Annotated in this window: 15 protein-coding genes, 1 tRNA gene and 2 pseudogenes; 5 read left to right on the forward strand and 13 right to left on the reverse strand. The window is 54.5% G+C overall.

The window, feature by feature from the left end:
- Window positions 1–55 precede the first annotated feature (55 nt).
- From rpoB to AWU82_RS27580, 9 genes and pseudogenes are all read right to left on the reverse strand, one after another.
- Window positions 56–4129, reverse strand: coding sequence for a DNA-directed RNA polymerase subunit beta (rpoB, locus tag AWU82_RS27540; protein WP_064382248.1), 4074 nt, complete (start codon window positions 4127–4129; stop codon window positions 56–58).
- Between the two features lie 220 nt (window positions 4130–4349).
- Window positions 4350–4715, reverse strand: a complete 366-nt coding sequence (rplL, locus tag AWU82_RS27545; protein ID WP_007957596.1) for a 50S ribosomal protein L7/L12 — start codon at window positions 4713–4715, stop codon at window positions 4350–4352.
- 79 nt (window positions 4716–4794) lie between these two features.
- Complete coding sequence (gene rplJ / locus AWU82_RS27550) at window positions 4795–5295, reverse strand: 50S ribosomal protein L10 (RefSeq protein ID WP_064382249.1); 501 nt, start codon at window positions 5293–5295, stop codon at window positions 4795–4797.
- Window positions 5296–5493: 198 nt separating this feature from the next.
- A complete protein-coding gene (gene rplA, locus AWU82_RS27555) occupies window positions 5494–6189 on the reverse strand; it encodes a 50S ribosomal protein L1 (protein WP_064382250.1) in 696 nt (231 codons plus the stop codon).
- Window positions 6189–6620, reverse strand: coding sequence for a 50S ribosomal protein L11 (rplK, locus tag AWU82_RS27560; RefSeq protein ID WP_003228756.1), 432 nt, complete (start codon window positions 6618–6620; stop codon window positions 6189–6191). The genes rplA and rplK overlap by 1 nt, the downstream gene beginning before the upstream one ends.
- 117 nt (window positions 6621–6737) lie before the next feature.
- Window positions 6738–7271, reverse strand: coding sequence for a transcription termination/antitermination protein NusG (gene nusG / locus AWU82_RS27565; RefSeq protein ID WP_007957598.1), 534 nt, complete (start codon window positions 7269–7271; stop codon window positions 6738–6740).
- Between the two features lie 9 nt (window positions 7272–7280).
- A complete protein-coding gene (secE, locus tag AWU82_RS27570; protein ID WP_007957600.1) occupies window positions 7281–7649 on the reverse strand; it encodes a preprotein translocase subunit SecE in 369 nt (122 codons plus the stop codon).
- 45 nt (window positions 7650–7694) lie between these two features.
- Window positions 7695–7770 (reverse strand) — tRNA-Trp (locus AWU82_RS27575).
- Between the two features lie 53 nt (window positions 7771–7823).
- Window positions 7824–8378: pseudogene (locus AWU82_RS27580) on the reverse strand (EF-Tu C-terminal domain-related protein); the annotation flags it as partial.
- On the opposite strand from AWU82_RS27580, the pseudogene AWU82_RS27585 reads away from it, so the two are divergent.
- The 4 genes and pseudogenes from AWU82_RS27585 to AWU82_RS27600 form a co-directional block, all read left to right on the forward strand.
- Window positions 8378–10063 (forward strand): annotated as a pseudogene (locus AWU82_RS27585) (RHS repeat-associated core domain-containing protein); the annotation flags it as partial. The pseudogenes AWU82_RS27580 and AWU82_RS27585 overlap by 1 nt on opposite strands.
- Before the next feature lie 398 nt (window positions 10064–10461).
- A complete protein-coding gene (locus AWU82_RS27590; protein WP_064378949.1) occupies window positions 10462–10857 on the forward strand; it encodes a hypothetical protein in 396 nt (131 codons plus the stop codon).
- 133 nt (window positions 10858–10990) lie between these two features.
- Window positions 10991–11335 carry a hypothetical protein gene (locus AWU82_RS27595; RefSeq protein WP_139831646.1) on the forward strand — a complete coding sequence of 115 codons (345 nt, stop codon included), beginning with the start codon at window positions 10991–10993 and terminating at the stop codon, window positions 11333–11335.
- A 121-nt stretch (window positions 11336–11456) separates the two neighbouring features.
- The gene (locus AWU82_RS27600) at window positions 11457–11870 is read left to right on the forward strand and encodes a hypothetical protein (protein ID WP_084776887.1); all 414 of its coding nucleotides are present in this window, start codon (window positions 11457–11459) and stop codon (window positions 11868–11870) included.
- Window positions 11871–11887: 17 nt separating this feature from the next.
- Here the strand turns inward: AWU82_RS27600 and AWU82_RS27605 are convergent, their stop codons facing one another.
- On the reverse strand, window positions 11888–12706 hold the full coding sequence (locus AWU82_RS27605; protein WP_064378948.1) for a VanW family protein: 819 nt from the start codon (window positions 12704–12706) through the stop codon (window positions 11888–11890).
- A gap of 244 nt (window positions 12707–12950) precedes the next feature.
- On the opposite strand from AWU82_RS27605, the gene AWU82_RS27610 reads away from it, so the two are divergent.
- A complete protein-coding gene (locus tag AWU82_RS27610) occupies window positions 12951–13772 on the forward strand; it encodes a glycosyltransferase family 2 protein (protein ID WP_039767785.1) in 822 nt (273 codons plus the stop codon).
- Between the two features lie 327 nt (window positions 13773–14099).
- Here AWU82_RS27610 and AWU82_RS27615 read toward each other — a convergent pair whose 3' ends face one another.
- The 3 genes from AWU82_RS27615 to AWU82_RS27625 form a co-directional block, all read right to left on the reverse strand.
- Entirely contained in the window at window positions 14100–14684 is a 585-nt protein-coding gene (locus tag AWU82_RS27615; RefSeq protein WP_064378947.1) for a hypothetical protein, read from the reverse strand.
- A gap of 83 nt (window positions 14685–14767) precedes the next feature.
- Window positions 14768–14947: a hypothetical protein gene (locus AWU82_RS27620; protein ID WP_064378946.1), complete on the reverse strand. Its 180-nt coding sequence runs from the start codon at window positions 14945–14947 to the stop codon at window positions 14768–14770.
- Between the two features lie 11 nt (window positions 14948–14958).
- Complete coding sequence (locus tag AWU82_RS27625) at window positions 14959–15201, reverse strand: hypothetical protein (RefSeq protein ID WP_041475203.1); 243 nt, start codon at window positions 15199–15201, stop codon at window positions 14959–14961.
- Window positions 15202–15248 lie beyond the last annotated feature (47 nt).

A 15248-nucleotide genomic window follows, 5' to 3' on the forward strand; every position in this document is an offset into this window, starting at 1 on the left:
CTCCTGGCGGAGCAGAGAGCGGGCAATCCTGCCCCGCTCTCGATCGCGTCACGTGTTATTCGGTTTCCAGATCGATATCGATGCCGAGGGAACGAATTTCCTTGATCAACACGTTGAAGGACTCGGGCATGCCCGGCTCCATACGGTGATCGCCGTCCACGATGTTTTTGTACATCTTGGTCCGGCCGTTCACATCGTCCGACTTCACTGTGAGCATTTCTTGCAGAGTGTAAGCAGCACCGTATGCTTCCAGTGCCCAGACCTCCATCTCCCCGAAACGCTGACCACCGAACTGCGCCTTACCACCCAGCGGCTGCTGGGTAACCAGGCTGTACGAACCGGTAGAACGCGCGTGCATCTTGTCGTCTACCAAGTGGTTCAGCTTCAGCATGTACATGTAGCCAACGGTAACTGGACGCTCGAACTTGTTGCCGGTACGGCCGTCGGTCAGCTGCATCTGGCCGCTTTCTGGCAGGTCTGCCAGTTTCAGCATGGCCTTGATTTCGCTTTCCTTGGCACCGTCGAACACTGGAGTGGCCATTGGAACGCCGCCACGCAGGTTCTTCGCCAGATCCAGGATTTCCTGATCGGAGAAGCTGTCCAGATCTTCGTTACGACCGCCGATCTGGTTGTAGATCTCGTCCAGGAAGGTACGCAGCTCAGCGACTTTACGCTGCTCTTCGACCATCCGGTTGATCTTCTCGCCCAGACCTTTGGCCGCGAGGCCCAGGTGGGTTTCAAGGATCTGACCAACGTTCATACGCGAAGGTACGCCCAGCGGGTTGAGGACCACGTCGACCGGGGTGCCATTGGCATCGTGCGGCATGTCTTCAACCGGCATGATCACGGAGACCACACCTTTGTTACCGTGACGACCGGCCATCTTGTCGCCCGGCTGGATGCGACGACGGATTGCCAGGTAAACCTTGACGATCTTCAGCACGCCTGGAGCCAGGTCATCGCCCTGCTGCAGTTTGCGCTTCTTGTCTTCGAACTTGTCGTCCAGCAGACGGCGACGATCAACGATGTAGGCCTGAGCCTTCTCGAGCTGCTCGTTCAGAGCATCTTCAGCCATGCGCAGTTTGAACCACTGACCATGCTCAAGACCGTCGAGTACTTCGTCGGTGATGTCCTGACCTTTCTTCAGGCCCGCGCCGCCTTCAGCCTTGTGGCCTACCAGAGCGGAACGCAGACGCTCGAAGGTCGCGCCTTCAACGATGCGGAACTCTTCGTTCAGATCCTTGCGGATCTCGTCCAGCTGGGACTTCTCGATCGACAGCGCACGAGCATCACGCTCAACGCCGTCACGCGTGAAGACCTGTACGTCGATGACAGTACCTTTGGTGCCCGTTGGCACGCGCAGGGAAGTGTCCTTAACGTCGCTGGCTTTTTCACCGAAGATTGCGCGCAGCAGTTTTTCTTCCGGAGTCAGTTGGGTCTCGCCTTTCGGAGTGACCTTGCCTACCAGGATGTCGCCTGCGCCAACTTCAGCACCTACGTAAACGATACCGGCTTCGTCCAGCTTGTTCAGCGCAGCTTCACCCACGTTAGGGATGTCCGCAGTGATTTCCTCTGGGCCAAGCTTGGTGTCACGTGCCACACAGGTCAGTTCCTGAATGTGGATCGTGGTGAAACGGTCTTCCTGAACCACACGCTCGGACAGGCAGATGGAGTCTTCGAAGTTGAAGCCGTTCCATGCCATGAACGCGATGCGCATGTTCTGACCCAGAGCCAGTTCACCCATGTCGGTGGACGGACCGTCGGCCATGATGTCGCCACGCTGAACACGATCACCCTTGCTCACCAACGGACGCTGGTTGATGCAGGTGTTCTGGTTCGAGCGGGTGTATTTGGTCAGGTTGTAGATGTCGACACCCGCTTCGCCGGTTTCAACTTCGTCATCAGCAACGCGAACCACGATACGGCTGGCATCAACGGAGTCGATCACGCCGCCGCGACGAGCCACGACGCAAACGCCGGAGTCGCGAGCCACGTTACGCTCCATGCCGGTACCGACCAGCGGCTTGTCAGCGCGCAGGGTTGGTACAGCTTGACGCTGCATGTTCGAACCCATCAATGCACGGTTGGCGTCGTCGTGCTCGAGGAACGGAATCAGCGACGCTGCAACCGAAACTACCTGCTTCGGCGAAACGTCCATCAAGGTGACGTCTTCCGGCGCCTTGACGGTGAATTCGTTCAGGTGACGTACGGCCACCAGTTCGTCGACCAGGACTTTCTGCTCGTTCATGGTCGCCGAAGCCTGCGCGATCACGTGATCGGCTTCTTCAATGGCAGACAGGAACACGATGTCGTCGGTGACCACACCCTCTTTCACCACGCGGTACGGGCTCTCGAGGAAGCCGTACTGGTTGGTGCGAGCGTAAGCAGCCAGGGAGTTGATCAGACCGATGTTCGGACCTTCCGGCGTTTCAATCGGGCAGACACGACCGTAGTGAGTCGGGTGTACGTCACGGACTTCGAAGCCCGCGCGCTCACGAGTCAGACCGCCAGGGCCGAGTGCAGAGACACGACGCTTGTGGGTGATCTCGGACAGCGGGTTGTTCTGGTCCATGAACTGCGACAGCTGGCTGGAACCGAAGAACTCTTTCACCGCCGCAGCCACTGGCTTGGCGTTGATCAGATCTTGCGGCATCAGGCCTTCGCTTTCAGCCATCGACAGGCGCTCTTTGACCGCACGCTCAACACGTACCAGGCCAACGCGGAACTGGTTCTCGGCCATTTCGCCTACGCAGCGAACACGACGGTTACCCAGGTGGTCGATGTCATCGACGATGCCTTTACCGTTACGGATGTCGACCAGAGTCTTCAGTACCGCGACGATGTCTTCCTTGCACAGCACACCCGAACCTTCGATCTCGGTACGACCGATACGACGGTTGAACTTCATCCGGCCGACCGCAGAGAGATCGTAACGCTCAGGGCTGAAGAACAGGTTGTTGAACAGGGTCTCGGCAGCGTCCTTGGTTGGCGGCTCGCCTGGACGCATCATGCGATAAATCTCGACCAGCGCTTCCAATTGGTTGCTGGTGGAGTCGATCTTCAGCGTGTCGGAGACGAACGGACCGCAGTCGATGTCGTTGGTGTACAGAGTCTCGATGCGTACGACGCCGGCCTTGGCGATTTTCGCCAGGATCTCGGTCGACAGCTCGGTGTTGCACTCTGCCAGGATCTCACCGGTAGCCGGGTGCACGATGGCCTTCGCGGTCGTACGACCGAGGACGTAGTCCAGCGGCACATCCAGCGTCTTGATTCCGGCTTTTTCGATCTGGTTGATGTGGCGCGCGGTAATACGGCGGCCTTGCTCAACGATGACCTTGCCCTTCTCATCCTGGATGTCCAGAACCGCAACTTCACCACGCAGGCGCGATGGCACCAGTTCCAGGCTGAGGGTTTCGCCGCTCAGGTGGAATACGTTGGTGGTGTAGAACGCGTCCAGCACTTCTTCGGTGGTGTAACCGAGTGCACGCAGCAAAACCGAGGCCGGCAGCTTGCGACGACGGTCGATACGCACGAAGACGCAGTCTTTCGGGTCGAACTCGAAGTCCAGCCACGAACCGCGGTAAGGAATGATGCGCGCGGAGTACAGCAGTTTGCCGGAGCTGTGCGTCTTGCCACGGTCGTGGTCGAAGAACACGCCCGGGGAACGGTGCAGCTGGGAAACGATCACACGCTCGGTACCGTTGATTACGAAGGTACCGTTCTCAGTCATCAATGGGATTTCACCCATGTAGACTTCTTGCTCTTTGATGTCCTTGATCGCTTTGTTCGACGATTCTTTGTCGAAAATGATCAGGCGCACTTTTACCCGCAAAGGTACGGCGAAAGTTACACCGCGCAATACGCATTCTTTGACATCAAATGCCGGTTCGCCCAGGCGATAACCGACGTACTCCAGCGCAGCATTGCCGGAGTAGCTGATGATCGGGAAAACGGATTTGAAGGCCGCATGCAGGCCCACGTCGCGGAACTGATCTTTAGTCGCTCCCGCTTGCAAGAATTCACGATACGAATCCAGCTGGATGGCCAGGAGGTAAGGCACATCCATGACGTCCGGCAACTTGCTAAAGTCCTTGCGGATACGTTTTTTCTCAGTATATGAGTAAGCCATCAGCGTTCCCCAGCTTGGTCACCTGCTTGTTTGGCCCCTCCCGACGGGAGCAGCCAGAAAATCGTGCAAACCCCATGGTTTGCGCCACCGCATCGGGTGGTTACAGCTCGTTATCGACACCGACCCAGTCGGCTGCCAATAACGGAAAAAGGCCGGTGGCAAGAGCCACCAGCCATCAGCCTGTCGCTTGACGCTCGGGCTGGAGGAGCAAAGTCGATGCTTACTTCAGCTCGACTTTAGCGCCTGCTTCTTCCAGCTTCTTCTTAGCGTCTTCAGCAGCTTCTTTCGAAACGCCTTCAGCTACAACCTGAGGAGCGCCGTCGACTTTCTCTTTGGCTTCTTTCAGGCCCAGACCGGTCAGTTCACGAACTGCCTTGATCACGTTTACTTTCTTCTCGCCGGCTTCAACCAGAACAACGTTGAACTCGGTTTGCTCTTCAACAACAGCGGCAGCAGCAGCTGGACCAGCAGCAGCAACAGCAGCGGTCACGCCGAAGGTTTCTTCCATTGCTTTGATCAGCTCAACAACTTCCAGAACGGTTTTCTGGCCGATTGCTTCGATGATTTGTTCGTTAGTCAGAGACATGACTCAATTCCTGATTTGGTGGACAGCCTGTACGGCCGTCGAAATAAACAAAAATACGCGAGAGTGGAAACGCTCAGCCTCAGGCTGCAGCTGCTTCTTTCTGATCGCGAATTGCCGCCAGAGTACGAGCCAGCTTGCTGGTAGCGCCTTGAATCACGCTCATCAGTTTCGCAATAGCTTCGTCGCGAGTTGGCAGGCTTGCCAGCACGTCGATCTCATTCGCTGCGAGGAACTTGCCCTCGAACGAAGCTGCCTTGATCTCGAACTTATCCTGACCCTTGGCAAATTCCTTGAACAGACGAGCAGCAGCGCCCGGGTGTTCGTTGGAGAATGCAATCAGGGTCGGGCCGGTGAACGCACTGTCCAGCACTTCGTACGAAGTGCCAGCAACAGCGCGCTTGAGCAGGGTGTTACGTACAACACGTACGTAAACGCCAGCTTCACGAGCCTCTTTACGGAGTCCGGTCATTGCGCCTACTGTTACGCCACGGGCATCAACCACGACAGCGGACAGAGCGACTTTGGCAGCCTCGTTGACTTCAGCGACGATGGCCTTCTTGTCTTCGAGATTAATTGCCACGGGTTTAACTCCTGCTTGTTACCGTTTCATCCGATCGAAACCGAATGTCGTTTTGGTGTCTGATTCGGTAAGGAACCGGGAGCACCATCTGCGTAGGCTTGAGGTTTAAGACTTGCGTCGCCTACGGTCTTGGATAGCCCCCGCCAGGCAGGGACCCCAATCTTTCAATTGGCGCAGTTAACTGCGCCAATTTTTGTCTTACGCGTCCAGCGAGCTCTGGTCGATGACCAGACCTGGGCCCATAGTGGTGCTCAGGGTAACGCGCTTGACGTAGATACCTTTCGAAGAAGCTGGCTTGATACGCTTCAAATCAGCGATCAGGGCTTCAACGTTTTCCTTCAGCTTGACGGCATCGAAGCCGATCTTGCCAACAGAAGTGTGGATGATGCCGTTTTTGTCGGTGCGATAACGAACCTGACCAGCCTTGGCATTTTTGACCGCGGTAGCGACGTCTGGGGTAACAGTGCCGACTTTCGGGTTAGGCATCAGACCACGTGGACCGAGGATCTGACCCAGTTGACCTACAACGCGCATGGCATCCGGGGATGCGATCACTACGTCATAGTTCAGGTCGCCGCCTTTCATTTCGGCAGCCAGCTCATCCATACCTACACGGTCAGCGCCGGCAGCCAGAGCGGCCTCAGCAGCTGGACCCTGGGTGAACACAGCAACGCGAACAGTCTTGCCAGTGCCGTGTGGCAGCACAGTAGCGCTACGAACGACCTGGTCGGATTTACGCGGGTCTACGCCCAGGTTTACAGCTACGTCGTACGACTCGACGAATTTGGCAGCTGGCAGCGAAGCCAGCAGAGTTGCGGCCTCTTCGAAGTTGTAGGACTTGCCCGCTTCGATTTTTTCAGCGATAGCCTTTTGGCGCTTGGTCAGCTTAGCCATTACACACCCTCCACGTTAAGGCCCATGCTACGAGCAGAACCGGCGATAGTGCGCACGGCTGCATCCATATCAGCTGCAGTCAGATCCGCGTTTTTGGTTTTCGCGATTTCTTCCAGCTGAGCACGGGTAACAGTGCCAACCTTAACGGTGTTCGGACGAGCGGAACCGCTGGTCAGACCGGCCGCCTTCTTCAGCAGAACCGAAGCAGGGGTGGATTTGGTTTCGAAAGTGAAGCTACGGTCGCTGTAGACAGTGATGATCACCGGAGTCGGCAGACCAGCTTCCAGACCCTGGGTACGGGCGTTGAAAGCTTTGCAGAATTCCATGATGTTCACGCCGTGCTGACCCAGAGCAGGACCAACAGGTGGGCTTGGGTTAGCCTGAGCGGCCTTCACTTGCAGCTTGATGTAAGCGGTAATCTTCTTGGCCATGAGGCACTCCAATTACGGGTTCGAACGCCTCGAAAGGCTCCCCGGTTACTTGCGCGTTTATCCCAGTGACGACAAAACCCCACAGCCTAGGGCTGCGGGGTTGGGATGCTTGCTCAGTTAGACCTTTTCGACCTGACTGAACTCCAACTCTACCGGAGTAGAGCGTCCGAAAATGAGCACCGCCACTTGGATCCGGCTCTTTTCGTAGTTAACTTCTTCAACAACACCGTTAAAGTCAGCGAACGGACCGTCATTGACTCGAACGGTTTCGCCCGGCTCGAACAATGTCTTCGGCTTCGGCTTGTCGCTACCGTCAGCAACACGACGCAGAATCGCCTCAGCTTCTTTATCGGTGATTGGTGCCGGCTTATCAGCAGTACCGCCGATAAAACCCATCACCCGAGGAGTATCCTTGACCAAGTGCCAAGTACCCTCGTTCATGTCCATCTGAACCAGCACATAACCTGGGAAGAATTTGCGCTCGCTTTTGCGTTTCTGGCCATTACGCATTTCAACCACTTCTTCAGTGGGAACCAGAATTTCGCCGAAGCCATCTTCCATGCCAGCCAGCTTTACGCGCTCGATCAACGAACGCATGACATGCTTCTCGTAACCCGAGTAAGCATGCACAACGTACCAACGCTTAGCCACGGGACACCCTTAGCCGACAATCAAGGAAACAAGCCAGCCGAGCAGGGAATCAAGCCCCCACAACAGCAACGCCATAACCAGAACAACAGCCACAACAATCAGCGTGGTTTGCGTGGTTTCTTGGCGAGTTGGCCATACGACTTTACGAATCTCGGTGCGAGCCTCCTTAACCAGTACAAAGAAAGACTTGCCCTTGGCAGTCTGCAGGCCTACAAAGGCAGCTACAGCAGCAATAACAAGCAATGCAAGTACGCGGTACAGGATCGGCGAAGCAGCGTAATACTGATTGCCGACAACGCCAACAATTACCAAAGCGACTACGACAAGCCACTTGAGCAAATCGAAGCGAGAGCCTTGAGCTTCAGCTTTAGGAGTCATCTATGAAGATCCTGTGAAAAGAAAGCCAGACACACCAAGTGAATCTGGCAGGTCAGGAGGGAATCGAACCCCCAACCTACGGTTTTGGAGACCGTCGCTCTGCCAATTGAGCTACTGACCTAAAACAAAATCAGGCCGACCATTATGCCGGCCTGAAAAAGACATTACAACTGTTTACTCGATGATCTTGGCTACGACACCAGCACCAACGGTACGGCCGCCTTCACGGATTGCGAAACGCAGACCGTCTTCCATCGCGATGGTTTTGATCAGGGTAACAGTCATCTGAATGTTGTCACCTGGCATTACCATTTCAACGCCTTCTGGCAGCTCGCAGTTACCGGTCACGTCAGTAGTACGGAAGTAGAACTGTGGACGGTAGCCTTTGAAGAACGGAGTGTGACGACCGCCTTCTTCCTTGCTCAGAACGTAAACTTCTGCAGTAAACTTGGTGTGCGGCTTAACCGAACCCGGCTTAACCAGAACCTGACCACGCTCAACGTCGTCACGCTTGGTACCACGCAGCAGAACGCCGCAGTTCTCACCAGCACGGCCTTCGTCCAGCAGCTTGCGGAACATCTCAACACCGGTGCAGGTGGTGGTGGCGGTGTCACGCAGACCAACGATTTCCAGGGCGTCTTGAACGCGAACGATACCGCGCTCGATACGACCGGTTACAACAGTACCGCGACCCGAGATCGAGAATACGTCTTCGATTGGCATCAGGTACCTACAACGCCTACGGCAATGTCACTGCCGAACGCGACGAACTCGGCCGCGTCACCCGTTACGAATATGCCGACAACCTGCACCTTGTCAGCCGTCGTATCAATCCTGACGGCAGCCAGCTGCGCTACCGCTACGACAACTCGCGCCTGCTTCTGACCGAAATCGAAAACGAACGTGGCGAGCATTACCACCTCGACTATTTTGCAAACGGCCTGATCCAGCAGGAAACCGGTTTCGACGGCCGCCGCACCGCGTACGAATACGACCTCAACGGCCAGTTGCTGAAGAAGACCGAATTCGGCGATGACGGCAGCGAACTGGTCACCGAGTATCAGCGCGATGCTGCCGGTCGACTGCTGGTGAAAACCCTCGCCGATGGCGAAGAAATTCACTACAGCTACGATGCCCTTGGCCGTTTGGTGAATGTCGACGACGGTCACTGGCCGCTGGCCTACGAATACGACGTGCAGGATCGCCTGATCACCGAACACCAGGGTTGGGGCACCACACGTTACGAATACGACAGCGTCGGGCAACTGAGTCACTGCCGCCTCCCCGACGGCAGCACACTCGACTACCGCCATTTGTCAGGCGGACGTCTGAGCAGCATCGACCTCAACGGCTCACGCCTGACCAGCCACCAATTCAGCGCCGGTCGCGAACAGCAACGCCAACAAGGCCTGTTGCTCAGCCAATACCAGTACGACGAACAAGGTCGCCTGCAAGCGCATAGCGTCAGCCAGCGTGAAAAAAACCTGTTCCAGCGTCGCTATAACTACGACGCCAACGGCAACCTCGCCGGTATCGACGACAGCCGCAAGGGCAACCGCAGCTTCCACTACGACCCGCTGGACCGCTTGACCAGCGTACGTGGCGCAACACCGGAAACCTTCGCCCACGACCCGGCCGGCAACCTGCTCGGCCAGAACAACGAAGGCACAGCCAACCTCGCCAACGTCAAAGGCAACCGTCTGCTGATGCAGGGCGACCGCCACTACGACTACGACGCCTATGGCAACCTGATCCGCGAACGCCGTGGCACCGGACATAAACTCGTCACCGAATACAGCTACGACTCCCAGCACCGACTAATCCGTGTCAGCCTGCCGGGCGGCAGCAATGCATCCTATAAGTACGACGCCTTCGGTCGCCGCATCGAGAAAACTGTCGATGGCCATACCACCGAATTCTTGTGGCAAGGCGAACGCCTGATCGCCGAAAGCGGTGACAATCGTTATCGCACTTACATCTACGAACCCGGCAGCTTCCGCCCGCTGGCGATGCTCGACGGCGAAGGCCCGCGTAAGGCGACGCCGTTCTACTATCAGCTCGATCACCTGGGCACACCGCAGGAACTCACCGACTACGGCGGTGAAATCATGTGGTCCGCGAAATACCGCGCGTACGGCAACCTCGCGGCGCTGGACGTCAGCGAAATCGACAACCCGTTGCGGTTCCAGGGTCAGTACTTCGATGCGGAGACAGGCCTACACTACAACCGTCATCGCTACTACAATCCGGGGACTGGGCGGTTTCTGACACCGGATCCGATCAAGCTTGCGGGTGGGTTGAATAACTACCAGTACGTGCCTAACCCTACGGGGTGGGTGGATCCGTTGGGTTTGAATGGATGCCCACCAGATGGAGATGGTCAAGGAAACCCAACTGCACCAACAGAGAAGGCGCGAGTCGATACGAAAGAACCTTCGGCACCCGATATCCCGTGGTCGAATGGTTCTGTAAAAAGGGCATCAGACGCACTTGATCGAGGTGCTACCTCCGTCACCGTGAACAGCAGAGCTGAAGCTGAAGAGCTATTTTTAGGGAAATATGTAGGCCAAGGATATAGAAACGCCGAAGAATTCAACTCTGCGACTGCCAAAACGCATTTTAGAAAAACAAAAGAACCCGAAAAATACTATCACTGGGATGACACACCGGTTTCAGACATTAAGACAAGAAAGGTCACAATGGCGAATCACGACCCGAGCGACCCACATGGTGATCATCCACATTTGCAGCTTCACCCTGTGAAAGGGGAAGTTATAAGAATCTATTGGCCAAACCAATTTGAAGGACAACAATGAGCACCCAGAAGACTATCCCTAGAAAAGTTTGGTGGGGTTTGGAGGCAAAATCATATACAGAGATTGCGCAGGAACTACCTTCGCAGGATGAGTCACTTAGAAAGTGGATCGCAATCTACGCTGTTTATCATTTAAACTTTGAAAACAGATACCCTGGAGAGAGTTACTACAAGTTTCTAGAGGATGCAAAAAACTCTAAATACGTCATTATAGAATTCACTCTCCCAATCCACTTTCTCAAAACAAGAGACAGCATTGGCGCCAACGACACAACAATCACAACGTGCAAAACCATGGAAACAGAGGAAGAAATAAACTCTTTTCTTTATGAAAACAACATAAACCCCGAGCTATTTACGCCCCCATGGACCTGCGAGTACCCGCTAGACTGAACTCAACAAAAATTGACAAATCTGTCTCCTTTTCAAACCCAAGTCAAAGGGGACAGATCTATTTCTCGTTGAAAAAATAAAACCGTCCCTTTTTATACATCTCCACTTTTATACATGAAAAAAACAAAATAATATGAGAACAAAACTTAAATACAAACTCCAACCCCTCCGAGTACCAAGTGGATGGACAATCACAATCAACAACCTTTACGAGGTTGATCTCACCCCCGAAACTGCAGATTGGTTTAGTAGCTCAGTTTTACTAGGTGGTGCACGACAAACTACGGGACACTGCTTTGACTCCAGAGTTGAACCAGAAGGAGATCCATCGGGAGAGTTTGTAATTGAATTCCTAACAATCAAGTACGACAACAAAGGGAACCCGTTAAAAAATTCTGAGATATTCCTAGGGGAATTCAAAACAAAAAACAAGATGGAATTTATTAAAAAAATCGAAGATTTTATGCTTGAAGCATAACAAACCAAAATTTATTTTTCGCTGAAGAAAATAAATCTGCCCCCCCTTTTCAACCCCTTTCATACATTATATTCTTGAAGACAACCCCACCACCTTCCTCAGAGCTTGGAGATTCCACTAAATGAAGGTCGTATGTAAATTCAACAACATCAATCAAGCACCAAATCCAGAAACCGTATCAAGATTAAAAAAACACATATCACTTCCTGATGGCGAATTAGACCTGCAAATAGGAAAAGAATACATTGCCTACGGAATAGAATTTCGGGATAACCAACCTTGGTACTATCTGTGCTCAGAAACCCATGATGAATACCCCATCCCTGTCGCAGCTGACTTTTTCGAAATTGTCGATAGCAGACTTTCGCGCCATTGGAAACTTTGCTTTCTCGCCTTAAAATCAAAGCCAGAAAGCAAGTTAGTTTTCGCTGAGTGGGCTTCAAATATTAATTTTTATGAAAACCTGATTAATGGCGAAAAACAAGCCATCGCTATATTTTCCAAATACAGAAAACTCATGGATGCAGAAGAGTAGCAATTCCAGAACCATGATTACTTCGTATCGATCAACGCGTCCAAAACCTCATACTTAACCACCACCCGATTCCCATACAGTTTCTCGCACTTAACCAACGCCCCCACCTGCCCCTTTTCCCTCACCTCCCGCCAAATCTCATTCTCCCGATACACCCGCTCCCCCTCCCGCACAAACCGATGCCCCACCTCGAACACGTGATACCGATAAGCCCGCTCCCGATCACACAACAACTCCCCCTCCAACTGCGTCTCCCCAACCTTCAGCTTCAGCTGAAAGCTGCGATCCGTCGGGTTGTGCAGTACCAGGTCGATGTAGTTGTAGAAGATCGCCGCTCCGGAGCCGAATGGCAGGACGCGGCCGTCGTCCGGGAAGGGGTCGAAGCTGTGGTTGGCGCGTTCGATGACGACCAGGGGTGAGTGAATGGCCATCCAGTGGATGAGGTTGCTGAGTTGGCAGATGCCGCCGCCGATGCCGGTGCGGGCTTCGCCGAATGAGAGTTCCATGCCTTCGACGTAGCCGCGTTGGCGGGTCGGGCGGCCGACAAGGCGGCAGAAGGAGAAATATTCGCCGGGGGCGATGGTGACACCGTCGATGGCGGCGACGGCGAGTTTGAGGTTGATGACTTTGTTGTGTTGCAGCGCGAGGTCGGAGTCGCCGAGTTTGCGGATCAGTTTTGAGGTGTGTTTGAGGTAGCGGTAAGGCAGCCGCTCGGACGTCGTGGCAGGCCGCGCGTAGCGTTTGCTCGAGCAGTGCCAGGCGATGTGGCGGAACAGTCTTTTTTGCCACACGCGCAGCCAGTAAAGGGCCGGGTGGTAGAGGGAAAGTGGTTTCATCCTTGGCGAACGGCGCGGGCCGTTGTCTTCCTTGAGCTTGAAAGGGCGGCGCATCTTACCGTGGAACCGCGCTTGATCGCCAAGCGCCTCGCCGGTGTCGCAAGCGGTAACAAGTCACCCGGACCGGGCGCTCGGAAATTAAGCTTGAACTAAGGTTACGTCCCTACCATCCGGGCCACAAAGCAGCGGTTCTGTGGGCTGATTGCCGTCAGCAGAACCCTTCAACTTGAAGTGAGCCCGGACCATGAGTGCGATCGATTCCACCTCTAAACAACTGCCCGCCTTCAGTCTTGTATTGGTCAATTACAAGACGCCGGAAATAACCCGGATGTGCCTGGAGTTTCTCCAGCAATACGTCAAGGAGCATCAAATTCCGGTGTGGGTGGTGGACAACGATTCTGCCGATGAAAGCCTGATTTACTTGCGGTCTCTGGACTGGATCAACTTGATCGAGCGCCCTTCACCCGGCAAGGAAGCGGGACATATTGCTCATGGCAAGGCACTTGATCTGGCACTTGCGAAAGTTGAAACCGATTACCTGTTTTTGCTGCACACCGATACTTTCGTTTTTGACAGTACTGTCTTTTCGATGATGATGAATGAGTGCATGCAATCTTTGGATACAGCGGCGGTCGGTTGCGTCGAGCAATTGGATCGCGGTGTCCTTAGAGACACTTGGCGTTTGTCTTCGCGTTATTTCAAACACTATTTCCGCCGGGCAAAACAGCACTTGGGGTTGCCCTCCCGAGATCCAAAACCCTACCGGGAAACACATCTGAAAAGCTTCTGCACCTTGTGGAACGCACGGCTGATCAAGGCTCACGGGCTTCATTTTTCGATGGACGACCGAGTCCCGGGATACACGCTGCAGGATCGTTTAAGCAGCCTTGGCTACGGCATCAAATGCCTCTCGCCGCGGACGATTTTCCGCTACCTGGATCACATTCAGGCCGGCACCGTGGCCGCGATCGGTGGATACGGCAAACAGCACCGCCGCACCACCATGTATCAGGAAACGCTCAAGCGCCTTCAGTTACAACAGGGCATGCGACCCGCCAAATCGTAAGACAATAAAAAAGGGCGACTTCAAAGTCGCCCTTTTTTGCTTCTGAATTCTTTGGTTTCCACTCCGAGGAGGTGTTCGCCCAGTGTAATGGCCTGGCAATCCATGCACCGGTAAAGAGCCCTGACACTGGGCGAACGGGAGGGATTTTAATGGAAGTTGGCGGATATGTCGTGCTAATTGAAGATGAAATTTATGTACTGAAAAGTTAAAGGACGTTGCTTACCGATTTTTCCCGACAAACTTTCTGAACTCACCCGCCCGAATACTTCATATGACTGTTCTCATACAATTACTTGTACAAGAACAGCCATTCTGTAGAGTCAATACTCAACTTTCATGCTGACTGGTCACTTTTAATACATCGGTGTAAGTGACCACGACGCTTTGCCCGACTTTCAAATCTTTCAGCTTGGCCTGAATTTCAGGCTTTTCGACGTTGAGGGTTTTCGACTGGCCTGAAGGGTTTTCCAGGGTGACCTGGTTTGTCGCCAAATCAATTTTGGTGATTTTCAGTTGCACCTGAACCTGGCGGAAAGCCTCGCCACCGGGGTTGCTGCTGCCCACGGCGTTGCGCAGCTCGCCAGTACGCTCGGTGGAGCCAGGCAGACCTTTATCCACGTCGGTGTCCAGATAAGCGGCCACAGAGCGGGTCACTTCGATCTGTACCAGATCGCCCACTTTCAAATTACCGAGGTTTTTCGCCTTGTCGCTGAGCTGAATGTGCACCTGGCGACCTTCCGCGCCTTCAAGGACCACCTGATGATTGGCCGGGTCAACCGCCAGCACTTTGGTGGTGACCCGGTCGGCCTCGACAGCGGCCGACAGCGGGATATCGGCGGCCATCGCCGAAAAGCTGGCAGTAGAAAGGACAGTGGCAAGTGCTATGGCGTGCATCAGTGCTTGGAGCTTCATAAGCGATACATTCCCTGTGATGGATGGCAGCACCCATCGCCGACGTGGTCAGCGACGGATGTGCCACTGAGCATAGTCGCCCTTCAGGGTTTGTTCCGCGATCGTTGCGCAGTGTCCTGCGCGGTGGACTCGCCACTGGCGGTGCCTTTTCCGGAGCTCTGCCGCTGTTTGGGATCGGTGGGACGCAGTGCGTCGTTGTCGCGTTCGGTTTCACCCGGCGGACGAGGTTCGTCAGGGTGTTCGCTATCAGGGACAGTGTTCATGTCGGGCCTCCTCAGGCTTCAGGGTCGTCGAGTTCCCGCGCGACGTTCACGGCGGGTGCGTCCTTGTGCAGGTCATCGGCCTTGGCTCTGAGAATCTGCCACTGCTCAAGATCGATGGCACCTTGGCCGAGCAAATCGTCAGCAATGCGCTGCAGATCGAAGTAATGGGCATCCGGGGATTGTTGCCAGTACGTCTGATCGTCAAACATCTGCTGCCAGGTAGTCAGGTCTGGAGATTTCAGTTCCTCGCTCATGGATCGGATCCTCGGCCATGTTTCTCGGTAGAGGGAGCATCCTCGAC

The organism is Pseudomonas glycinae (assembly GCF_001594225.2).
Classification (GTDB): Bacteria; Pseudomonadota; Gammaproteobacteria; order Pseudomonadales; family Pseudomonadaceae; genus Aquipseudomonas; species Aquipseudomonas glycinae.